Source organism: Halobellus marinus (genome assembly GCF_032113415.1).
In the GTDB taxonomy this organism is placed as follows: Archaea; Halobacteriota; Halobacteria; order Halobacteriales; family Haloferacaceae; genus Haloquadratum; species Haloquadratum marinus.
Window position 1 is genome coordinate 2,335,329 of sequence record NZ_CP134946.1, and the last position, 22,862, is coordinate 2,358,190.

Here is a 22,862-nt window from a genome sequence, read left to right on the forward strand (position 1 = left end):
GCCGCGGTCGGGCCGGGGCGCCGTCCTGCGGGGTTCGTGATGAAGCTGCGTGGCTGGGCGGAGTCGCTGGAACCCGGGTGACCGGCGTTCGAGACGCCGTGAGCGGGCTGGGCGGAGTGAACGACCGAGTAATCAGCGACTGCGCTAGCGAATATGTCGAAACCACACTCGAACGACGACCACGATCCAGTTGAACAGCCACCAACCGACGCGGATGCGGACACCGATGCGGACGCGGACGACGAGTCGGCGACGTCCACGGAGACGGAATCGGACGCGGACACTCGGACGGAGACGAACACGACCGATCGGGATCCGGAGAGCGATGCCGAGGCCGACCGGGACGACGAAGTACAGGAGTCGGACGCGTCGGTGTTGCCGCCGGAGACGCGGGAGGAAATGCTAGCGGACGCGGGCTACCGATGTCAACTGTGTGGGCGGCGCGGCCCGGAGGAAGGTGGGTTAGCGACGCTACAGATCCATCACATAGACCGAAATCGGAGTGATGTGGACGTCCACCACCCGGATAATCTGACGGTGGTGTGTCGGAGGTGTCACACCTGGCATCACCAGCAAGCGACGCGCGATGACGCCCCGGTTGACCTCTCGGAGGCGGACGTGAGTGCGCTGCTCCCGCAGGACATCGACATCCTCCGGGTGCTCGAAGAAGACGGCCCGGCGCGAACCGGCGATGTGGCGGCGGAGGTCACCGGGGAGTTAACCGTCTCAGCGGTGCGGGAACGCCTGTGGGTGTTGATGGGGTTGGACGACCGTGTTGCGGAACGCGACACGCAACTCGTCGACAAGGACGTCGAGACGAACCAGTGGGGGCTCACCGGGCAGATCGACACCTCGGCCCGCGGGCACATCCCGGAAGACCCACAGGAACTCCTACAGCGAATGGAGGACGAGCAGGTCCGGCAAGCGATCGATCGGGGATGTGATCGGCGGACTGTCGCTGACGTCCTCGGCATCACGCGCCGCACGACGTTCAACAAGGAGAAGCGCGCCCGAGCGTACGGGTTCCCTGCGGATGCGTACTCCAATCGGGGTGGGCGCCCGACCAGTACCGGGACGTTCGAGGACGCGGGGCCCGACACGACCACGGAGACGGACCGAGCGTCGGCTGGCGAACCGACCGATGACGCGGACGCCGCTGCTGCAGCGAGTGCCGCCCAGCAGCGACTCGATGCGGTCGGCGGGGACGTGAGTGACACGACGCCGGAACGGACGTCCGCAGCGACGGACGCTGGTCGGGACACTGCTGGGGAGACCGACGCTGCTGTCGACGAAGCAGTACGGGAAGCGATCGCAGCGCTCGAAGCCGTCGCCGACGCGTTGGAGTAGGGCAGGCCACGCGACGCGCTGACAGCGAACGGGTCCATCGTGAAGAAGGACGTGGTGGGTCTGGCAGTCGGTGGTCGGTGCCTGTTGAATCTGTACGCCGTGGCGGTGCCCAGCGGACGTGATCGTTGAGTTACAGCGATCGTGGCGGCACATCCCCGCTCGGACAGGCGTGCGTATTGATTCGGGACGACGGACTGGAGTGCCGGAAAGATATAACCGACAGGCAGACCTACCAGGTTGTATGAGTATCACCCACGACGAAGATGTGCTCGGCGGCGAGCCACGAATCGACGGCACACGGATCGGCGTTCGCCACATTGCCGCACGGGTGATTGACAGCGGGCAGTCTCCTGCGTACGTTGCAGATCAGCTGGATGTTCGCCTCACAGATGTTTACGAGTCGCTCTCCTACTACTACGCGCACATCGACGAACTGCGTGAGCTGGAACGGGAGAACGAATCGGCGTTTGAGCGCGTTCGGGACTCATCACTGAAGCCCAAAGAACCGGTCAAGTGACAGGGGTTCAGATTCTGCTTGATGAACACGTCGGGCGAGTTTTCGAGCGCGTACTCCGAGAACGCGGCTATGATGTGGAACAGGCGAAAGACCGATTTGGTGAACACACGAGCGACGCCGACCTGGTATCGTGGTGTGGCGAGTCCGGTACTGTCCTGGTGACGAACAACGCAAAAGATTTCGAGTCATTACACCACGAATACACTCACGCGGGGATCCTGCTTTACTACGACCAGACCCGTCCCGACACTGACCCGGAAGGGCTTGCCCGAACCGTTGACGTGGTGTTCAATCAGTACGGGCCCGAAGGAGTCGACAATCGACTCGTCGATCTTGGGGAGTGGTACGAGTGGCTCCACGAGTAACGTCGGCCCTCCGTACCGCATACCTCACTTGTACTGAGCAGTTCTCGTTCGGTATGTCAAGTCAGGAGTCGCTGACTGAGCCATCAGGCTGCTTGTGGGTCTCGAACGGTCCGTCAATGACCTCGGTGATGGATGCTCACCGTGAGTGACGGATTTCGCTTACAGACTCACTGCTCGGACTAGAACCAGGATCGACTTCGGACCCAGAGGTAGCTGGGGAGCCGAATGGACACGCTCAGGGTGACGGTGATAGTGAACCGGTCACCAGGACACACAGCAGCGACTCGATGCGGTCGGAGGAGACGTGAGTGACGTGGCTTCGGGGGCGACGTCCGCAGCGGCTGACGCCGGTCGGGACGCTACTGGGAAAGCCGACGCGGACGTCGAAGCGGAAGTGCGGGCGGCGATCGCAGCGCTCGAAGCCGTCGCCGACGCGTTGGAGTAGGACGGACCGGTCGACGCGCCGGGCGTGATCGAAGCGGTTCGTCGTGAAGAGGGCCTTGGTGGGTCTGGGGCCCGGTGGTCGGTCCCTGTTGGAACTGTACTCCGTGGGGGGTGTTTAGCGAAAGGACAGTGGAGTTGCAGCGATCGTGGCGGCGCATCCCTGGGAGAACAGGCGTGACAATATAGTACTTGATTCTATCTTATGCCTATGCAATGGTGGCTCAGAAATCCGGGCGCCGTTCGTCCGGGCCACTAAATGCAACTATCATATATGCGACGCTGGCGGTGGCGATTGCAAGGAAGAGTCCACCAACGAAGTGGTTCACTATCGGCGTCGAGAATGGTTCGAACAGAAGAGTCATAAGACCGACGACGAGTCCCAGACCAGTGAGTGCGTACGGAGTGCTTTGCTGTACCATCAGTCATCACGTCCTTGCGGTAAGACAACTGTTGGTGTTAAAAGGATAAAACAGTATCACCGGTTCCGAGTAGTCCAATCGAATCGTGAATGTGGCGCGCACCACCAAGAGAAATAACAGGTAAAATGAAGTCTGAGTGAATGAGATGACAGCTGAACTCAACGAGGGGGTCATAGAAGACGTCTCACACCGCCACAGGAATCGGTCAGTCCAGACTGAAGAGTGATCGACGAGCGGTATCTATCAGATGCGAATCAGAAATGGCATACAACATAGGGAGGAGACAGTCAGCACAAGCAGATTCATCGAACGCTGTATTCCAACTACCGCAGAGTCACTGTTTCACACCATACACCGGCTGAACTTTAGATTGTCGTACCCGGGGAGGTCGACCTCGCAACTTGAGCACGACTAGTAGATCCGTGTGTCGGTTCCTGTCTGCTCAGTTTCCTCCCCGAAGACTTCCGTCCCCGTACCAGCCAGCGCATACACGGTTCCTCCGCCAGCGACGTAGACAGTCCCGTCTACCACTACTGGTGACGACCGCACTTGCCCATCAGTCTCGAAGCACCACTGTTCGGTCCCACTGGCTGCGTCCACCGCGTAGACGTGACCATCATCGCTCCCAACGTAGACAGTGCCGTCCACTACTGCAGGTGACGAGGTGACTGGCCCATCAGCCGCAAACCGCCACTGTTCGGTTCCGAGTGCTGCATTCAATGCGTAGACGCAACACTCATCATCAAAAACATCGCCACTCCCGATGTAGACGCTGCCGTCCACTATCGCTGGTGATGACGTCACTGCCTCCTCAGCTTCGAAGCGCCAGCGTTGAGTTCCGCTGGCCGCTTCTACCGCGTAGACGTTATACTCATTACTATGCAAACCACCGCCACTTCCAACGTAGACGGTGTGGTCAACGACCACAGGTGACGAGGTTACTGGCCCATCAGCCTCAAACCGCCACTGTTCGGTCCCGTTTGCTGTGTCAATCGCATAGACGTGCTCATCGTTACTCCCAACGTAGACAGTGCCGTCCACCACTGCTGGTGATGAGGCTACTGGCCCAGTAGTCTCGAACCGCCACTGTTCGGTTCCACTTGCCGCGTCGATCGCGTAGACGTGACCGTTCCCTTGGGATAAGCTCCCAGCGTAAACAGTCCCGTCCACCACCGCTGGTGATGACGCAGAACCAGCAGTCTCGAAGCACTATTGTTCGGTCCCACTGGCCGCGTCTAATGCGTAGACGTGGTTGTCCATACTCCCAACGTAGACAGTTCCATCGACCACTACTGGCGACGAGTCTACCGATCCATCAGTTTCGAACCGCCATTCCGGGGCACCATCTATACCAAACGCCGTGATGCTTGTATCCTCTCCTGTAGCGTACACTTGTCTGTCCCAGACAGCGATTTCCCGTATCTTTGTGGGGAAACTGTGAGACCACTGAACGGTGGGGTTGTCAGTCAGTCCAGAATATCCTGTTGTATCTACCGGTGAGTCGGATTGAATATCCGCACGTTCCGGTCAGCCATAGTTCCGAGAGAGAACCCATCCAACTTTATTTTTTGCGGCCTTTGAACCCGGCTATCTTCGTCAAATTGAGTACCAACACAACCATCACGAAGCACCCCTGTCCTGACGGAGTTGGACCTCGTCGTATTCTGTAACCGTCAGTCTCGGTCGGTTACTAGGTGTCGAACGAGTCGATTACGTCGCTCGTCGAGTGCGTCTCGACGACGTCCTGTTCGTCGAAATCGGAATCGTCGCTCCAGATGTCGGCATCATACGCCAGAGCACACGCGACGTACAGCACGTCGTCAGGGTCGGTCTCACCGATTGCCGCCTTGGCATTCTCGATGGAGGGATAGAACTCGTCTACGGGGATGACCTCGATGTACTGGAACAGGAGGTCAACGAACTGCTGGACGCGATGCGGTTTCATCCCGGACTTCTCGACGATCAGATCTTCGTAGTTATCGATTTCGTCGTGGACAAACGCTGGCGTCAATAGGTCCGGGTCGAGCGTGACGATGAGTTCGCGCGTTTTCGAATCTGCGATAAGCGCGGAGATGACGACGTTAGCGTCGATAACCAGCTTCATCTAAGAGCTAGTTCGACTGTTCTTCGACGCGTTCGCGCCCGCTCTTGTTGATTCGGTCTGCAATCTCTGTCACGTCGCTCTCGGTGAGGTTGCTTTGGCTGGTGAGTTCATCCATCACTTCGAGCGTCTCGATTTTCTCTTGGATGGCCTGTCGAGTGACCTCACTCCAGTTGATTTCTGGGTGGTTCTCCATTCGGTCTTTGAGATCGTCATCTACGTTGACCGTGATACTGGGCATACAGAAAACTTTGTAAATACAGAATATTGTGTTTTGCGGTTTCCGGCTGATTTGAGAACCTTCTGTTTGATACTGAGACGTGTCTGTCCCCCCGATCGTTCGGAGAAAGCTTATGTCGAGAATCAGGGCGCAGGGAAGTGGCGAGGGGTGTTCGTCACTCATCGATCACTTGGTAGGGCCCCTGCGCAATCGCTCGCTCGTGAATATCGACGTCGAACGCCGTGTCACTGAGCGTTGGATCGTACTCCTGAACCACGGCCACGATTCGTTCGATGGCTTGTGTGACGGCGATCGCTTCGACAGCGGGGATGCCGAGATCATCCGCCACACCGCGGCGTGTCGTCGCCCCGTGTAGATACTCTAGGGTCGCCATCACAGCAGCTGCGAGTGATGCTTGCCCGTGCTGATCAACGAAGAGTTTGAGATCCTCGTCAACGCTGACTGCCCCGTAGACGGCAATGATGGTTGGTCCGATTTCCAAGGTCATCTCACCGGTCCAGTCACCGCTCACAGGGTCAGCACGCCACCGTGCTGAGCCTTCATCATACTCGTCGAGTTCTTCCGCAACCCCGAGTTCAGCCAGCGTGTTCGCATATTTGTACGCAGTGCTTTTCGAGGGGTCCTGTCGCTCCCGTACCGCAGGAATCGTCGTGGGGGAGTGAATCAACAAGTCAGTGTAGAACCGAGCGAGTTCGGGCGTACTCAACAACTTCTGGACAGCGAAGAACTCTGGCCGCTGACCGTCGGAGTTTTCGCCTTCACCCAGCAGCATCAAATCCTCTGGGGAGAGGTGATGGCCGCGTGTGCCTTGATCGTACTCCCCGCGTTCATCTTCGTGTACTCCCTTCAAAAGTACCTGCTCAAAGGCTTCAGTGCGGGAGGTGTCTAGTCGCAAGACAATCACAGAATAGATTACAAATTAGGAAAACTACATAAAAACAAACACCAACAATACAAGATAATAATGACGAAAATCCAAGTCCAATCGCTACGGAAGGAGTTCGCGACTCCAGAAGGTACCATCACAGCTGTAGACGACATCGACTTACAGATCAACGAAGGAGAATTTTTCACCCTGGTCGGTCCGTCCGGGTGTGGAAAAACGACGACCCTTCGCTGTATCGCTGGGCTCGAAGACCCGACCAACGGTACGATAAAATTCGGAAACAAGGACGTTACCAATACGCCTCCGAACAAGCGGGAACTAGCGATGATGTTTCAGAGCATCGCTCTGTACCCGCATATGACTATAACAGAGAATATTGCGTATCCGTTGAAAATCAGACGGGTCCCGCTTGAGGAGCGGAAACAGAAGGCAGCGGATGTCGCCGAGATGATGCAGATCAGGGAGCTACTCGAAAAGTATCCCGGTGAACTAAGCGGTGGGCAACGCCAGCGTGCCGCGTTAGCGAGAGTCGCTATCCAAGAACCGGTCGGGTTCTTGATGGACGAACCGTTGAGTGACTTGGACGCCAAGTTACAGCTGGAAATACGCCAGGAGATTCAAAAGCTCCACAGAAAGATGGGTAAACCGACATTATATGTGACTCACAATCAGGAGGAAGCGCTCACGATGAGCGATCGTATCGGAGTAATGCGGGATGGCAACCTCGAACAGGTTGGAACTCCAGAGGAGTTGTACCGCCATCCGACCAGTCGGTTTGTAGCGGAGTTCATCGGGTTGCCAAGTATGAATATGTTTGAGGCGACGCTTCGGCATCTCGACGAGAGTGATGGAGAGGTTACCTTCCAAGAGACGACGATTGGGTTTGACGTTGACTATGTCAAAAATGAATCGACCGACGAACAGGTCTACGTTGGTTTCCGTCCCAGTGAAGCGACGATCGTCGACGAGGAACAGGCGGACTTGGTAGGACAGGTCAGATTGCTGGAACAGATCGGTGATCGAGTCCTAGGGACACTTGAGTTCGCAGACAAATCGGTCCAAATCACAATCCCCGTTGAAAATCAGGTTAGCGAGGGAGATTCGATTCCGATTGTGATAGACAGAGACGGCCTCTACGTCTTCGACTCGACGACGGACGAGCTCGTCGCGAAGGGGAAGAGCGAGCGAACCTCCCCCTCAGTAGTGGATCCGGCGTAACGATCCCATCGGTATCCTCTGTTCGAGCGGTTACCCAGTGCCCACTTGAGCACGGAATTGATTCTTCGAGATCCCACATAGATCATAAGTGCTCTACGATCATTCCCGTGGCGCGACGACGTTCGAGCACGTCCGGACGCGTCTCGATCCACCGCCGACTTCGAGATGCAGGTCGATACGACAACGGCCTCCTACTCGCGCACACTCAAGCATATCACGAACCGAACAATCGAGGAGGGGTACGAGGTTAGTGTTCATACCAGACACATCTGTGCTCCCCCTTGTTACGGCTCGGCACATCGCAGCAAAGTCATCTCGATAGCCGTGCGCGGCAGCGTTAACGTGGTCACGAACCGATCGAAGACCAGTTGATCCCGAACAAGGATATGTCGGATATTCGAGAACTGCTTGAAGACAGGATGCCTTGTTTTGCCGCCTAGTGACGACAGTCTCAAACGCTCTTACTGTGATCTTCCGCCAGATTAACCCGGAAATGGACGCCGTCTGGCGATATGGCATCGCTCAGACGGCTTGCTTGGATGTGTCGAGACCTTGCCAAACAGCATGTTGATGACTCGGACGTACCCGCCGCGCCGGACGGCGCGGACGGGTACGCCGAGTGGGTACAGATCGCGTTGATTCTGTACCGCGTCGAGCTCAAAAAGAGTCTCCGTGAGACTCTACAGCTCGTTTTGCCGGTGGGAAAACGAGTAGATGCGTGAACTCCGCCGCCTGCTCCGCACTGTGGAGCAGACGGGCTGGAGTGGTGAAGCCGCGATTGATGCGAGTGGCTTCCAGTGCGATCAAACCAGCTACCACTACCGCGACCGCGCGAACTACTCGTTGCAGTCGATGAAGACGACGATCTTGATCGACGTGAACTCGCTAGCGATCAAAGACGTTCATTACACGACACAGAAGGCGTGGGACGGCCACATCGGGATGCAGGTCTTCCGCCGGAACGCGGAAGACCTGCGTGTGTTGTCCGCTGACGCGAACTACTCGTGGAGCGAGTTCCGTGAGGAGTGTCGCTCAAACTCAACGCGACCGTTGATCAAGGACAGGGAGCAGACACCGCTTCAGAAGGCTCACAACGCCCGGATGAACGAGGATTACAACCAGCGGTGAATGAGTGAAACGGGGTTCTCGCAGTTGAAGGAAGACGACGGCGAGAAGCTGCGCTCCCGGAGCTGGCACGGCCAGTTCCGGGAGCTCACGCGGAAGTGCATCGTACATAACCTCACGCAGGCGGCGAGTTAGGCCTCGCCGCCTGCTCCCTTTCTCCGGACGTATCTGGGAGAGGCATCGCCGTCGTCACTGACACAACGAAGCAAAATACCATAGTTTTGACCCTTCGACAACCGCCGTCAGTAACAGCTACTGCATCTTCTGACTGTAAGAACGCGCCTCTAACAGCTTGAGACTACAAACAATCGACCCAACCTCGTCGCCGTCTTGCGTTCAACAAGGCAAGTCTAGTTGTTGTCGTTGATTGAGGTACTCCGCAGAGGGTTCTGGTACGAGGGTGATACCGCCAAGATCAACCATTATGACCTTCCGAAGAGTTCCGGCGAATCTGTTTGGCGAGGCAATTCGACAATCGAAGGACTGCGTCGGGGTAGCGGTTCCGTCGAGTGTAATTGCCCTGATGCGACATTATGACTCTCCATTCGCAATGGACAAAACCGCCAGAAGGCGTCGGGGGGAGTGCTCCGTCAGGGATTCGAACCCTGGTCCTTGCCGTGAGAGGGCAAGATGATTGGCCGGACTACACCAACGGAGCCTTACTTCACTTCCCGATATCAGTGGGACAATTAAAACGGTTCCGTTTTGGCCACGCTGTGCGGTGGTGTCCCGTGGGCGAGCCCCACGTCGAAACCGCGGAACGGCGGCTTATTCCTCGTTTTCGGAGTCGCCGTTGGCTCCGTACTCGGCGATGATTTCGCCGATCCGGTCGTCCGAAACCGAACGGTACCCATCGGCCGTAACGGTGGCGACGGTCACTCCCTCCGCATCGAGTTCCTCGTCCGTGTCCAGCAGCGCTCGAACGGCGACCGTGATCCCCTCGTCGAGCGAGAGATCGTCAGCCCAGTTGTCCTCGAGGAACTCCTGGAGGTCGTCTCGACCCGACCCGATCGCAACGGCGCGCCACTCCTGTGGGGCGCCAGAGGGATCGGTCTGGAACAGCCGTGGACTGGGATCCGTCTCGGTGTCGTCGACACCGCCGATCAGCAGAGCTGCTCCGAATGGACGCGTGCCGCCGATCTGCGTCGTTTCCTGAATTTCGTCGGAGAGAGTCTTCGCGAGGGCCTCGACACCGAGCGGTTCGCCGTAGCGAAGCCGGTTTCCCTGTGCTGCCCGCCGGGCGTCGTCGATCAGCCGTCGGGCGTCAGCGACGTGGCCTGCCGATGCGGTCCCCAGATAGTCGTCGAGTTTGTGGAGTTTCTCGATGCTATCGCTTTCCATCAGCGACGAACTCGTCCGACGCCGCGCTGCGAACACGACGCCCTCTGTGGTTCGGATCCCGAGACTCGGCGCCCCACGCTTGACCGCTTCGCGGGCGTACTCGACCTGGTAGATGCGTCCGTCCGGGGAGAAAAGCGACGTCCCCCGATCGTACGCTTGCTGGTCGTTTCGGTTCATCTACTCCTATTCCGGCCCGGGCACGGATAAAGGCTCCACCGGCCCCCGATATTACCGGAATCGGTCGGCGAGTCTGACGATGAACGCTGCCCTCACAGTCTTCAGGAACCTACGTGGATGCGTGTTACGTTCATTCACCCATCTGCATCCGCCTTTCACTCCGTTCGGTCCGAAATCGCCTCATTGTACACTGCCGCGCGGTCCGCCCAGACCGACTGCATCTCCCGTCTGGACTCCGCGAAGAACTCATACAGCGCTTCATACTGAGCGGCCACCTCGTCCCGCGGTTCGAACCGTCGGTCGATCGTGACCATCCGGTCGACTGCGGCTTCCAGTGAGGGGTACTCCGCTTGCGACAGCGCTAGCAAGACTGCTGCACCTTTCGCCCCCGGCTCGGAGCTTGCAGGTACAGCGACCGGACAGTCGAGACAGTCGGCGATGAGTTGACACCATAGGTCCGACCGCGACCCGCCGCCGCTCAGTGTCACCCGGCCGGTGTCGGCGGGCAAATGCTCAACGCAGTCCCGGATCGCGAGCGAGAGCCCCTCGTAAACCGCCCGAACGAGGTGCTCGGTCCCGTGTTCCGGTGTCAGCCCCACGAACTGGCCACGTGCGTTCGGATCGACGAACGGGCCGCGTTCGCCGGTCGTGCTCAGATACGGGTGATACACGACGCCGTTACTTCCCGGAGGCGCTGCCGTTGCGATATCTTCGAGTGCGGCGACGTCTTCGCCTCCCGCGAGCGTTTCGGCCGCCCATTCCAGACTCGGAGTGCCGGCGTTCGATCCGATCGCGTACGTCCAGAGGCCATTCAGACCGAGACTCATCTGGATGCCCGACGTTTCCGGCTGTGCACCGTCGACGAGCACCTGGTGAGTCAGCGACGTTCCGAGCGTCACGGCGGTCCCGCCGGCTGTCGCGGCGCCGCTGCCGATCGCCGAGGCGGGCACGTCGAACACGCCCGAGACGACCGGCAGACCCGCTTCGAGGCCCGTCGATTCGGCGGCAGCAGCCGTGATCGTACCGATCGTTTCGGTCGGCGCCGCCAGCCGTGGCAGCGTGTCCGCTGCCGCCGGGAGATCGACCAACTCGAAGACGCTGGAATCGTAGCGCTCGGTCGATTTGTTCAGATAGGGGACGGTCGCCTCGGTGTTGTCGAGCGTCCGCTCACCGGTCAGTTTGTACTTGAGCCAGTCTTTACACGAGAGGATCGTCGACACCTGCTCGAACTGTGCCGGTTCTTCCCGGGCCAGCCACGCCAAAAGCGGGAGGCTCATCCCCGGATACGGCGCCGATCCACACTGGTCGATGATCGACGCTAACTGGCCGTTTGCTTCCCATTCCTCCAAGACGCCCGCCGCTCGGCTGTCAGACCAGAGGATGGCGTTCCTTACAGGGTCGCCGTCGTCGGTGATCGCCCAGAGGCCATCGCCCTGTCCAGTGATGCTCACACCGATCGGTGCAGCCTCCTCGGGGAGCGCTGCGCTCACCTCACGGAGTGTCGCCGCGGTCCGCTCCCAGACGGTCACCATCCCCTGTTCGACGTGCCCCGGCGCCGGTCGGATCGTCTCCGTCTCCCGCGTCGCCGTCGCCAGTTCGTTCCCGGCCGTGTCGAACGCCACCGTCTTGATCGTCGAGGTTCCGGCGTCGACAGCCAGGAGCACGTTTGTTTCGTTCATAGCGAAGTACTCGTTCGGTCGAATGAACTCCCGTGTCGTCTGTCTCGTCGATCCGGACTCAGAGGCTACAGCCGGTCTCCGCACAGGGCCGGATCGCGTCCTCGCCGGAGACTTTCGTGAGCAGTTCCACACCCGGAATCTCTTCGCCCTCGACGACCTGCCCGGTCCAGACCGGATTGACCGCCTGGTGGTCACACTCGCGGAACCGCGTCGTTCCGAGCGCCGTCGTCATCTCCAGTCCTTCGAGCGCCGAGCTGACGTCGACCGGGTCGTTCGAATCCGCCGCTTGAATCCCGCGGGCGGTCATCCGAACCATATCGTAGCCCACGCGGGCGAAACTCCCCGGGACGCCGTCGTACTCGTTGCGGTAGGCCTCGACGAACTGGCGGTTGTCCCCAGTCTCCAGGGTGTGGTTGTACAGCGTCGAGGAGTAGGCGCCGATCGCATCGGAGCCCAGCGCCTGGCGACTCACCTGCGCGAAGATCGCCGTCCCGATGACGTCGATCTCGTCGGTCAGGCCGCTGCTTTTGGCCTGCTTCATAAAGTTGATCAGGTCCGCCCCGGTGTCCGGAAGGGCCAACACGTCCGCCTCGGAGTTCGAGATGTTGCTGATCTGTGGCCCGTAGTTGCTCGTGCCCTTGTCGGGCATCGTCTCGCCGACGACGGTCAGATCCAGTCCCTGCGCCTCGATCCGTCGTTTGATCTGCGTGACCGCGGAGTTGCCGTACGTGTCGTCGGTGGTGTGAATCCACAGGTTCGACCCGAGTTCCGCGGCGGCGAAGTCGACGAGGCCGGCCATCTGCTGGGCGGCGTTCGTCTCCGTCCGGAACGTGTTCGCGTTGCAGTTCTCGCCTGTCAGTTCGATCGTCGCGGCCCCGGAGGTGTAGAGGACGTCCTGATCGCTCACGTAATCGGCGACTGCGAGCGCGACCGAACTTTCCAGGGCGCCGACGATGTAGTCGGCGCCGTCGTTCTCGACGACCTGCTGTGCCCGCTGAAGGCCGGTCGAGGGATCCGTCTGCGTATCCTCGTAGACCGGCTCGATCGTGAAGTCGAACTCGTCGCTGTCGTTGACGTACTGCACACCGAGTTCGGCCCCCTGACGTTGCGCCCCTCCCAGCGGCGCCGACGGACCGCTCTCCGGCACCAGGACGCCGAGGGTGAGAGCTTCGGCGTCCGATCCGCCGTCGCTTTCCGTCGTCGCTGTCGACCCGTCGTCGGTCGCCGTGTCGGTATCCGTCGCCGTGTCGGTGCCGCCGTCGTCTCCCGTCTGCTGGATACAACCGGCGGTTCCGAGCGTCGCAGCGAGTGCGCCGCCGCCGAGATACTGTAGTGCTCGCCGTCGCCGCACTCCACGGGTCGTCGATCTGTCGACCCCTGTCGTCTTCTCCTCGCGTCCGTCCATACCACTCGTAATTGAAGGCTGATATAAAATAATACGGACTTCCACCGTCGCTGTCAGTCCTCCGCCGAACCGTCGAGTGAGACACTCAGATACCGATCGAGTACCGCGTTGTCGTCGCGGAGCGCATCGCTCGAACTTTCGTGGACGATCCGGCCGTTGTCCATCACGTAGATGTAATCACAGACGTCCAGTGCCATCCGGACGTTCTGTTCGACCAGCAGGATCGTCAGTCCCTGCTCCTGCAGCGCTTCGATCGTCTCCACGACCTGTTCGACGACGTACGGCGCGAGTCCCTCTGTCGGTTCATCGAGGAGCAAGGTACGGGCGTTGCTGACGAGCGCTCGCCCGATTGCGAGCATCTGCTGTTCGCCGCCGCTCAGGGTACTGCCCGCCGCCGTCTCCCGCGCCGCCAGATTCTCGAACGTGTCCAGAACCGCTTTGATGTCCCACTCGCTGGTTCCGTCGCCCCCGCCGAGTCGCGCGAGTTCGAGATTCTCGCGGACGCTGAGGCCGCCGAAGATACGCCGCTCCTCGGGGACGAGCGCGATCCCCCGACGGACGGTGTCTTCGGGTTCGAGGTCCGCTATCGAACGTCCCTCGTAGGTTATCTCCCCTGTTCGCGGCGTCAAAGAGCCCATAATCGTCCGCAGTGTCGTCGTCTTGCCGACGCCGTTGCGGCCGACGATCCCCACGACTTCGCCGTCGCCGACGTCGAAGCTTACACCCTGCAACACTGTCGTCGCGCCGTACCCGGCTGTGACCTCGTCCACACGCAGCAGCGGATCGTCGAGGCGTCGGGACTCCGACCGTGGCGCGTCGTCGTCCGGCGTCACGCGGTATACCCCCCGAGGTATGCCTCCCGAACCTGCTCGTTTTTCGCGATCTCGTCGGGCGTTCCCGTGGCGACTACCGCCCCGTCGTTGAGCGTCGTGATGCGATCGGAGACTCGCATCACCAGATCGACGTTGTGCTCGACGAGCACGACCGTCTTGTCCGTCAGGACCTCCTCGATGAGTTCGATCGTGGCCGCCGTCTCGTCGCCGCTCATCCCCGCAGTCGGTTCGTCGAGCAGGACTACTTCCGGATCAGTCGCCAAAACGAGGGCGACTTCGAGTCGCCGTCGGTCGCCGTATGAGAGATCGCTCGCCTGTGCGGTCGCGACCTCTCGAAGTCCGAGGTCGTCGATGATCGCGGCTGTCCGATCGTTGATCGCGTCGAACCGATCCGGATCAGCGAACAGCCGCTCGACGGGAGACATCGTGCCGAACCGAGCGGACTGCGCCGCCAACCGGACGTTTTCGTGCACCGACAGACCGTTGAACACCGTCGTCAGCTGAAACGAGCGAGCCATATTTTTCGCGACCCGCTCGGCAGGCGAGAGGGCGGTGATGTCCCGCCCCGCGAGCGTGATCGTCCCCTCGGTCGGACGCATCGCGCCGCTGATGAGGTTGAAAAGCGTCGTCTTCCCGGCGCCGTTCGGCCCGATGATGCTCCGGAACTCGCCCCGCTCGATCATCAGATCGACGTGGTCGACCGCGGTGAACTCCCCGAACCGCTTCGTGAGCCCCGCGGTTTGCAGAAGCGCCGCGTCGGCGTCCGTCTGTTCCGGTTCAGTCATCGGCTTCCACCTCCGGTTGCTCGTCGGTCGAGAGCGGCTTGCCCCCCACTCGAGACCGCTGGAGGTCGCGAAGTCGCGTCGGCAGCGACACCAGCCCCTTCGGGAGGAACAGGACCACGAGCACGAAGAGGGTCCCGAGCAACAGGCGCCACCAGGGGATGAGCGAGGAGAGTTGCCGCTCGATGAGCGTAAACACGGCCGCGCCGACCATCGGCCCGTAGAGCGTGCCCGAGCCGCCGAGCACGACCATAATGATCGCGTTGCCGCTGTTGATCCAGTTCAGCAGATCCGGCGCGACGAACCCATTGAAGAGGGCAAACAGCGCGCCAGAGAGCCCGGCGAGCGTGCTACTGATGACGAACGCCTGGCGCTTCACCGAACGCACCTCGTAGCCGACGAAGCGCGCTCGCAACTCGCTTTCCCGGATCGACTGCAGCACCGTCCCGAACGGGGCGTTCATCATCCGTCGCACGGCCAGATACGCGGCGACGACGATCGCGAGGAGGAAGTAGTAGAACAGCGAGGTTCCCGTGAAGGCCAGCGGTTCGATACCGATCAGGACCTCGCTGAACCGGATGCCGACGCCACCGACCCCGTACAGCGGTTCGGGTGCGCCGAAGAGGCCGCTGCTTCCGCCCGTCGCATCGATTTTGAAGACTGCCTGGCGGACGATCTCCGCGAACGCCAGGGTGATCATCACGAAGTAAACGCCGGAGACGCGAATCGCGAGGTGCCCGACGATCCAGGCGGTGACTGCAGTCACGGTCAGTGCGATCCCGAGGGCGACGAACGCCGACGGCGAGACGTGTAACAGCGTGAGCAAGGTGGCGTACGCCCCGAGCCCGTAGAACAACGCGTGGCCGAGCGAGATCAGGCCGGTGTATCCGAGGACGATATCGAGACTCATTGCAAAGAGCGCCCAGATCAGCACGGTGATCAGAAGCGAGACCACGAACTCCGAGTAGAGGATCCCGTTGAACACCGGGACCAGCGCCAGCACGGCGACGACGCCGATTCCCAGCCGGGACCGCAGGCGGTCGCCGAGCACGCCGCCGCCCAGCCCGCTGACGAACTCGCTGGGCTCGGATCGGCCCGCGTCGAGTTGCTCCTTCGATCCGCCGAACAGTCCCTCCGGGCGGGCGAGGAGGACACCGATCATCAGAAGAAAGATGACGACACCCTGGATCTGCGGGACGAAGGTACTGACCGCGCTCTGGATGATCCCGACCAACAGGCCGCCGACGACGGCACCGCGAAAGCTGCCGAGGCCGCCGAGGACGACGATCACGAACGCCGGAATGATGACCGCATTACCCATTTCCAGGCTGACGTTCTGGTACCCGCCCAGCACGACGCCGCCGAAGGCCGCAAGCGCCGCGCCGAACCCGAACACGAGCGTGTAGTAGCGGTCGATGTCCACACCGAGGTTCCGCACCATCGCCCGGTCCTCGGAGCCGGCCCGGATGACCAGGCCGAATCGCGTGAACCGCAGCAACGCCCAGATACCGAGCGCGATCAGTCCACCGGAGGCGATGATGAAGTAGCTGTATCCGGAGTAGGAGAATCCGGCGAGGGTGACTGTCTGGTCGATGAGTTCCGGCGGCGAAAAGAACTTGGGACTCTTTCCCCAGACGAACCGCTTCAGATCGTAAATGATCAAGAGCAGGCCGAACGTGAGCAGAATCTGCGCCAACTGTCCGCGGCCGTACACGCGATTTATGAGTTTGCGTTCGACGAGCGCGCCGAGCAGTCCCACGATGAGGGGAACCACGATCAACGCCACCCAGAAGCCGCCGACGCTGAATCCCGTGACCAGCGAGAACGCAAAGTAGGCGCCGAGCGCGAGCAACTCCCCGTGAGCGAGGTTCAACACGCCCATCACGCCGAAGACGATCGAGAGACCGGCCGCCACGAGCACGTAGACCATTCCGATCGTCAGCCCGTTGAGCAGGATGTCGAGTAGCTGTACAGCCGAAACCATCGCGAAGCTATCTGTGTGGGAACCGGTGTGCGTCGTTAAAAGTATCGGGTTGCGATTCGGAACGTTCGCCGAGACGCACTGTGGGCTGCTTCGGCTCGGATTTCAGCAGCGGCGACGCCAAAGAGAGCCTCTAGTCGCGTTTGCAACTGATTACTCATCCGACCGCACGACAGCGTGCGATCGTGTGAGCGAAGCCTTGCAAACGCTACAATGGCACCTTCTCATCCGGGCTCAGATCACTGGTGCTCGTACTCGCGGGCGACCCTCTTTGGTTTCCACCGCGAAACCGACCCGTTTGCAGCGGGTCACAGTTCCAGGGTGTTCTTCCTACGGGAACGGCCCGGTGTACGGGGAGGAGTAATTCGAGTACTGGTCGCCGATCCACTGGTGTTCGTCCGCGGGGCCGATCTCGGATTCCTCCCAGACGACGGGCTCCCAGTCCGACTCGAAGTTGAGATACCCCGGTCCACGAACGAGTTCGAGGCGGACACCGCTGGCCGGTTCGATCACGTAGAGGTAGTCCATATAGGTAATCGCGTGGCGGCCGGGGCCAGCGTCGACGGTGATCCCGTTTTCGCTCAGAATATCCGCTGCGTTCCAGAGGTCCTCGAGGTGGTTCAGGTGATACGCGAGGTGATGGAACTCCGATTCGGGGAGGTCAGGGTCGTCGTGGACCGCGATATCGTGAGGTAGCGGCGTCGAACTGAGCCACCAGGCCCACTCTTTGCCATCGCCCTTCGTGAAGATCTCGTTGAGGCCCATTCCGAACGTGTCCATAATCCAGTCAGTTTGCTCGCGCCCCTCCGGGCCCTGGACGTGCGTGTGATCCAGGCGTTGCGGATTGACCAGATTCGCATCCGTCGGGTCGTACCGTCGGAGTTTGAGCTTCGAGCGTCTGTCTTCCGGCGCCTCCGGCCGTTCGACGTCCCGGTACACCTCGAAGTGATGGTCGTGCGGCGACACGAACCGGAACAACCGACCGACGCCCCGTTCGGTCCCGGCTTCCTTCCATTCGACGTCGATACCCTGCCCCTCGAGATCCGCGGCGAGTTCCTCGAGCGCCTCCTCACTCGACGCGCGGAAGGCTACGTGGTTTACGCCTTGCGAGCCCGTTTCGGTGATACTGAGTGTGTGATGCTCCCAGTCTCGGGCAGCACGGAGATACGCGGTATCGTCTACCACTTCGACCACGTTGAGGCCGATCAGATCACGAAAGAACCACAGCGACTCTTCGAGGTCCGTCGTCTCGATAGCAACGTGACCCAACTTTGCGATAGGAGCGCTTGTCGGAGCTACCATAAGTAGGATCATCGGTTAAAGATATAAATACATTATGTAAATCCGAAATCATAATCGAGAGAACAGAGGAACGAACCCCGGACCGAACACAGTGGTTCGGTGAGAAGAGCACAGTTTGCCGTCGATTCTCCGGCAGTGGTTGGCAGGTCTTCCGACGTTAGACGATCGGTGATGCGGGCACTGATCCGCTGAAGTGACTCGATCGACTGCCGGTACGGGCGAGAGTGTCGGTCGTCGTAACTACTCAGCTCAGTGGGATAATAAATACCGGCAGCGAGTGTTATCTACTCTTTGAGCGATGCGGTAGCGCGAATTTCGACGTGGATATTGTCGAGCGGTAGGCGGGCAGCTTCGACAGCCGCTCGGGCGGGATACGGCTCACTCATATATTCGCCATAGACCTCGTTGACCTCACCGTAATTGTCCATATCCGCCATATAGACAGTTGTTTTGACCACATCGTCCATCGATGCGCCGCCAGCCTCGAGAACGGCAGCGATGTTTTCTAGTACTTGCTCTGTCTGTTCTTGGACACCGTCGACCAGTACCTCTCTCGTCTCAGGGTCTGCGGGTCCCTGCCCGGAAACGTGGAGCACGTCGCCATCGATGATGCCTTGCGAGAACGGTCCGATCGGTGCCGGCGCGTCGTCCGTCTTAACTTCTTCCATACGCCTCTGAATTCATACTGGTTATTATATAAAGTTTTCCTAAAAATGGGTATGGGTACTGCTCAAACGAGTTGGGAGAACTCCGGCCGAGGCGTGAGTCGTCTTTCTGACGTTTTGGGATCAGTCCCTCGGATGGGGATCGCAACCGTAGATGGTCGTCTCCGGGAGGTGGCGTCGATTCGTAGGACTATCGCGGTCGAGTGATCCGCGTCCGTCGTGATTCCGTCGGTTTCAATTCGCTCACCGTGTAATCGACTCGCCTTTATCGGGCGATTGTTCGGCCTCCCCCAATCGAAGCCGGTTCCTCTCGGTCGAGTATCCCGGTCGCCTGTCCGAGCAGTCTGCCCGAACGAGACGATTCCGGCGTCGACCTGATTCAGAACGTCCGGCCAACCGCCCAAGAAATCACTGGGAACCAATCAGTACTGACTGGTGCGGACGCACACGGCAGCGGTGGTGCGAGAAGAAAGATTATTACAGTCTTGGGAGTACACCGCTGCGTATGTTATTCCCACTCACGTTTGAGCAATCGGTCGCACGGACACCCGATCGGTCCGCGGTTGTTCATCTGAACGACGACACCGAACTCACGTACTCGGAACTTCAGTCCCGAGCCTACCGCGTCGCCAACGCGCTTCGGGATCGGGGGCTGGAGTCCGGTGATCGGGTGGCGATCTGTATGGCGAATTCCCCCGAGCACGTCGTGGCGTTTGTCGCAACCCAGCTGGCTGGCGTCGTCGCCGTTCCGTTCAATTTCCGCGTGGCAGCGAGCGGCGTTCGCTACCACGTCGAGGATTCCGATCCCGAACTGTTGCTCTTCGACGAGTTGTCGCGGGACGCGGTCACCGCTATCGCCGAGGAGATCGACGTCCCGATGGTACACGCCGGCGCGGACACACCCGAGTTCGCAGAATCCTTCGGGGAGTTCGCCGATGCGCCGGCCGTGGATCCAGACGTCGAGGTCGACTACAGAGATCCGAGCGTGATGCTGTACAGTTCGGGGACGACGGGCGATCCGAAAGGGATCCCGCTCGATCACGAGGCGACCGCCTCGCGGTGGCTCATCAACGCCCTCGGCCAGCACTACTATCTCGACGAGAACATGCTCGGTGTGATGCCGCTGTACCACACGGTCGGCCTCCACGGGATCCTCTGTGGGCTGCTCTCGATGAGCGGAACCTATCTGTGTATGTCGGACTTCGATCCTGATCTCGCTGTTCGCGGCATCGAGGAGTACGAGGTCTCGGCGCTCCACGAGGCACCGACGATCTTTGCGAGTCTGCTCGACAGCGACGCGATCGATGAGGTGGACGTCTCGTCGGTCCAAACGATCGGCTACTCCGGCGCGCCGATGAGCCAGTCGGTCTTCGATCGGACGATGGAGGCGTTCGATCCCGACCACATCGCGAACCTCTACGGGACGACCGAAGCCTACGGGACCCTCGCCCACGTCGAACTCCACGACATCAACGATCCGACGGTGAGCGGCCCCGCGAACGTCGGGATGACGACCCGGATCGTCGACTTCGACAGTGAGGGCCCCGAAGACACGGTCGAGACGGGCACACAGGGGGAACTCATCGTCAAAACGAACTCGCCGGTTACCTTCAACGGCTACTGGAACAAGCCGAAGGCGACCGAAAAGCGGATCCACGACGGCTGGTTCTTCACGGGGGATGCGGCGCGTCGGACCGAAGAGAACAGAATCATAATCACTGGCCGAGTCGACGATATGATCATCAGTGGGGGCGAGAATATCTATCCGTCGGAGGTCGAAGACGTGCTCCTCACCCACCCCGACGTTGCCGACGCGGGGGTCGTGGGTCATCCGAACGAGAAGTGGGGCGAAATGGTCGTCGCGTTCGTCGAGCGGAGCGACAGCGTCACCGAGGCGGAACTGGACGAGTGGTGCCGCGACAGCGACGAGTTGGCGGACTACAAGCGACCGCGCCAGTACCACTTCGTCGATGGGCTTCCACGGAATCCAAGCGGCAAGATCGAGCGGTACAAACTCGAATCCCGCACCGAGGAGTAGCGAAGTACCCACCGAACACGCGTGGCACGGTGGTCCTCCGCTCCCGATGATCGGTCGCCGATTGCTGTCGAGTGGCCCGTTCCGGTCGTTTCTACGTATTTTGGATACCTTCGAGAACAGCCATCCAGTGACGTCCGTCCACGAGTGCCGTCGTGGGCTTCATCGGACACAACACGCGTCCCGACTTCGGCAGGGTCCCCCCATCGACGGCGAGAATCTGTGCCGTGTCAGTGCGGCCGTCGACCGGGATAGCAGGCGTCTGTTCCCTCCGCAGAGCGTGCCTCCCCCTTCCCCGGCCGCGGTTCCACATCCGACGACCGCTGACAGAGTCGCCGCCGGCAGTGGATTTTATTCCGCGATGTCACTCGTGGGCTTTCGCCTCGAAGAATCGCGAACGAGCGGTCTTCCGACACCGCACGCGATGCACCCTCGAAAACTCAATTCCGTCGTAAAAACCACCACATTAAAATATAATAAAAGATAAGGTTCGTGCGAAGATGTCTAAGCAGAGGCTAAATCGACGGGAGATCCTGAAAGTAACCGGCGGAGCGGCGACTGTCAGCCTGCTTGCAGGCTGTTCAGGCAACGGCAACGGAGATGGCGGCGACTCGGATGGGGACACCAGCACCGACACCGGTGGCGGCGAGACCACGACGACAGCCAGTTCCGGAGACGACGGCGGAGAACAGATCAACATCGGCTCCGTCCAGCCGCTGTCGGGTGGCTTCGCGCCGTGGGGCCAGACGCACTCGGCGGGTCTCGCGTTCGCCGTCCAGGAGATCAACGCCAACGGCGGCGTCCTGGGCGGTCGACAACTGAACATCGTCGAATCGAACTCCGAAAGCGACCCCGCGGAGGCGTCGTCGATCTTCGAGCGGTTGGCTGAACAGAACGACATCGTGGCCGCGACCGGTCCGGTGAGTTCCGACGTCGGGATCCGCACCTCGCGGACGGCCCAGGAACTCGGCATCCCGATGATTATGCACATGGCCGGATCGGACGAGACGATCACGCCCGAGACGCTGCACTCGTTCCGGCTCGGACTGCTGCCCGCCGCAACGACGATGCAGGCGCAAGCGCAGTTCGCCGCCGACGCCGGCTACGAGAACGTCGCCGCGATCGTCGGCGACTACGCCTGGGGACAGTCGATCAAATCCGGCATCGAAGACAACTTCGAGATGGACGTGGATATCCACGTCGCGCCGGTCGGCGCCGACGACTTCTCGTCGTACATCCGGCAGATCTCCACGGACGTCGAGATGTTCGTCGCGACCGGCCATCCACCGGGGTCGCTGACGATTACCGGACAGCTCTCGGAGCTCGGGTACAATCCGGAGGTCATCACCGGTCCGGGATTCCCGGGAACGGTCATTCGGTCCGCCCTCGGTGAGAACGTCGCCGACACCGGATTCACCCACCTCCACATGGCCGACGTCGCCTCTGATGCGTTTGCCGAGGTGGCACAGCGCTACGGCGAGGAGGTCGGCAGCCAGTTCGACACCCACACGTCGTACGGGTACGTCACCGGGCAGATGATCGCGCAGGCCATCGAGAACGCCGGCGAGGCAAGCCCCGAAGCGATCACCGAGGCGATCCGGTCTATCGAGTTCGACACGCTGTTCGCCGAACCGATACAGTACTCCGAGTACGGCGAGCTCAAAAACCAGGTGCAACTGTACAGTTCCGTCACGGCCGAATCGCCCTCCTATTACCCCGACGGAAATTACAGTCTCGAAGAGCTGTTCCGTACCGATCCGCTGCCGGCGCTGCCGCCAGAGGCCTGATCTGTCGGCTGGACAGACGTCTCTCACTCCCGTCGACGGGAGGAGGCGCCTCCCGAAGCAGTTGTGGTCGACAGGACGATTTCACCGCTCCCCGCCGACCGGGGCGAACGATCAGGCCGTTTTTCCCTGACACCGAACGTCGATACAGCAACCGTCGGGCGAGAGAACACGAATACTGGCGGCACCTTCCTCAACTGCGACAACGTTTGGAA

21 protein-coding genes, 1 tRNA gene and 1 pseudogene are annotated in these 22,862 nt (G+C 60.5%); 8 read left to right on the forward strand and 15 right to left on the reverse strand.

What is annotated here, in order from left to right; translation table 11 throughout:
* Positions 1 to 153: 153 nt before the first annotated feature.
* The 4 genes from RJT37_RS11660 to RJT37_RS11675 all read left to right on the forward strand — a co-directional run bounded on the left by RJT37_RS11660 (position 154) and on the right by RJT37_RS11675 (position 2,674).
* Entirely contained in the window at positions 154 to 1,347 is a 1,194-nt protein-coding gene (locus tag RJT37_RS11660) for an HNH endonuclease (RefSeq protein ID WP_313684626.1), read from the forward strand.
* Positions 1,348 to 1,588: 241 nt separating this feature from the next.
* Positions 1,589 to 1,864, forward strand: a complete 276-nt coding sequence (locus tag RJT37_RS11665) for a DUF433 domain-containing protein (RefSeq protein ID WP_313684628.1) — start codon at positions 1,589 to 1,591, stop codon at positions 1,862 to 1,864.
* The gene (locus RJT37_RS11670) at positions 1,861 to 2,229 is read left to right on the forward strand and encodes a DUF5615 family PIN-like protein (RefSeq protein WP_313684630.1); all 369 of its coding nucleotides are present in this window, start codon (positions 1,861 to 1,863) and stop codon (positions 2,227 to 2,229) included. Before RJT37_RS11665 ends, RJT37_RS11670 begins: the two co-directional genes overlap by 4 nt.
* A gap of 304 nt (positions 2,230 to 2,533) precedes the next feature.
* Positions 2,534 to 2,674, forward strand: a complete 141-nt coding sequence (locus RJT37_RS11675) for a hypothetical protein (protein WP_313684632.1) — start codon at positions 2,534 to 2,536, stop codon at positions 2,672 to 2,674.
* A 220-nt stretch (positions 2,675 to 2,894) separates the two neighbouring features.
* On the opposite strand, the gene RJT37_RS11680 is transcribed toward RJT37_RS11675, so the two are convergent.
* From RJT37_RS11680 to RJT37_RS11705, 6 genes are all read right to left on the reverse strand, one after another.
* Positions 2,895 to 3,092: a hypothetical protein gene (locus RJT37_RS11680; protein WP_313684634.1), complete on the reverse strand. Its 198-nt coding sequence runs from the start codon at positions 3,090 to 3,092 to the stop codon at positions 2,895 to 2,897.
* Between the two features lie 411 nt (positions 3,093 to 3,503).
* Positions 3,504 to 4,262, reverse strand: coding sequence for a PQQ-binding-like beta-propeller repeat protein (locus RJT37_RS11685; protein ID WP_313684636.1), 759 nt, complete (start codon positions 4,260 to 4,262; stop codon positions 3,504 to 3,506).
* A gap of 39 nt (positions 4,263 to 4,301) precedes the next feature.
* Entirely contained in the window at positions 4,302 to 4,604 is a 303-nt protein-coding gene (locus RJT37_RS20795) for an outer membrane protein assembly factor BamB family protein (protein WP_313689951.1), read from the reverse strand.
* 178 nt (positions 4,605 to 4,782) lie between these two features.
* Entirely contained in the window at positions 4,783 to 5,196 is a 414-nt protein-coding gene (locus RJT37_RS11695) for a PIN domain-containing protein (RefSeq protein ID WP_313684638.1), read from the reverse strand.
* A 7-nt stretch (positions 5,197 to 5,203) separates the two neighbouring features.
* Positions 5,204 to 5,434: a hypothetical protein gene (locus RJT37_RS11700; RefSeq protein WP_313684640.1), complete on the reverse strand. Its 231-nt coding sequence runs from the start codon at positions 5,432 to 5,434 to the stop codon at positions 5,204 to 5,206.
* 154 nt (positions 5,435 to 5,588) lie between these two features.
* Positions 5,589 to 6,206 carry a DUF7437 domain-containing protein gene (locus RJT37_RS11705; protein WP_313684642.1) on the reverse strand — a complete coding sequence of 206 codons (618 nt, stop codon included), beginning with the start codon at positions 6,204 to 6,206 and terminating at the stop codon, positions 5,589 to 5,591.
* A 192-nt stretch (positions 6,207 to 6,398) separates the two neighbouring features.
* On the opposite strand from RJT37_RS11705, the gene RJT37_RS11710 reads away from it, so the two are divergent.
* Together RJT37_RS11710 and RJT37_RS11715 are read left to right on the forward strand one after the other, a co-directional pair.
* Positions 6,399 to 7,538 carry an ABC transporter ATP-binding protein gene (locus RJT37_RS11710; RefSeq protein WP_313684644.1) on the forward strand — a complete coding sequence of 380 codons (1,140 nt, stop codon included), beginning with the start codon at positions 6,399 to 6,401 and terminating at the stop codon, positions 7,536 to 7,538.
* A gap of 512 nt (positions 7,539 to 8,050) precedes the next feature.
* Positions 8,051 to 8,798 (forward strand): annotated as a pseudogene (locus tag RJT37_RS11715) (IS5 family transposase).
* Positions 8,799 to 9,246: 448 nt separating this feature from the next.
* On the opposite strand, the gene RJT37_RS11720 reads toward RJT37_RS11715, so the two are convergent.
* The 9 genes from RJT37_RS11720 to RJT37_RS11760 all read right to left on the reverse strand — a co-directional run bounded on the left by RJT37_RS11720 (position 9,247) and on the right by RJT37_RS11760 (position 18,831).
* Positions 9,247 to 9,321: transfer RNA gene (locus tag RJT37_RS11720), tRNA-Glu, on the reverse strand.
* 110 nt (positions 9,322 to 9,431) lie between these two features.
* Positions 9,432 to 10,181, reverse strand: coding sequence for an archaeal proteasome endopeptidase complex subunit alpha (gene psmA / locus RJT37_RS11725; protein ID WP_311172183.1), 750 nt, complete (start codon positions 10,179 to 10,181; stop codon positions 9,432 to 9,434).
* Positions 10,182 to 10,336: 155 nt separating this feature from the next.
* A complete protein-coding gene (locus RJT37_RS11730; RefSeq protein ID WP_313684646.1) occupies positions 10,337 to 11,860 on the reverse strand; it encodes an FGGY family carbohydrate kinase in 1,524 nt (507 codons plus the stop codon).
* A gap of 58 nt (positions 11,861 to 11,918) precedes the next feature.
* The gene (locus RJT37_RS11735; RefSeq protein ID WP_313684648.1) at positions 11,919 to 13,265 is read right to left on the reverse strand and encodes an ABC transporter substrate-binding protein; all 1,347 of its coding nucleotides are present in this window, start codon (positions 13,263 to 13,265) and stop codon (positions 11,919 to 11,921) included.
* A gap of 53 nt (positions 13,266 to 13,318) precedes the next feature.
* Complete coding sequence (locus tag RJT37_RS11740; RefSeq protein ID WP_313684650.1) at positions 13,319 to 14,098, reverse strand: ABC transporter ATP-binding protein; 780 nt, start codon at positions 14,096 to 14,098, stop codon at positions 13,319 to 13,321.
* Positions 14,095 to 14,883, reverse strand: coding sequence for an ABC transporter ATP-binding protein (locus RJT37_RS11745; RefSeq protein ID WP_313684652.1), 789 nt, complete (start codon positions 14,881 to 14,883; stop codon positions 14,095 to 14,097). Before RJT37_RS11745 ends, RJT37_RS11740 begins: the two co-directional genes overlap by 4 nt.
* Positions 14,876 to 16,864, reverse strand: coding sequence for an ABC transporter permease (locus RJT37_RS11750; RefSeq protein ID WP_313684654.1), 1,989 nt, complete (start codon positions 16,862 to 16,864; stop codon positions 14,876 to 14,878). Before RJT37_RS11750 ends, RJT37_RS11745 begins: the two co-directional genes overlap by 8 nt.
* A 327-nt stretch (positions 16,865 to 17,191) precedes the next feature.
* A complete protein-coding gene (locus RJT37_RS11755) occupies positions 17,192 to 18,163 on the reverse strand; it encodes a VOC family protein (protein ID WP_313684656.1) in 972 nt (323 codons plus the stop codon).
* A 284-nt stretch (positions 18,164 to 18,447) separates the two neighbouring features.
* A complete protein-coding gene (locus RJT37_RS11760; RefSeq protein WP_313684658.1) occupies positions 18,448 to 18,831 on the reverse strand; it encodes a Rid family detoxifying hydrolase in 384 nt (127 codons plus the stop codon).
* 502 nt (positions 18,832 to 19,333) lie between these two features.
* On the opposite strand from RJT37_RS11760, the gene RJT37_RS11765 reads away from it, so the two are divergent.
* Entirely contained in the window at positions 19,334 to 20,866 is a 1,533-nt protein-coding gene (locus RJT37_RS11765; protein ID WP_313684660.1) for a class I adenylate-forming enzyme family protein, read from the forward strand.
* Between the two features lie 497 nt (positions 20,867 to 21,363).
* Positions 21,364 to 22,650, forward strand: a complete 1,287-nt coding sequence (locus RJT37_RS11770) for an ABC transporter substrate-binding protein (protein ID WP_313684661.1) — start codon at positions 21,364 to 21,366, stop codon at positions 22,648 to 22,650.
* Positions 22,651 to 22,862 lie beyond the last annotated feature (212 nt).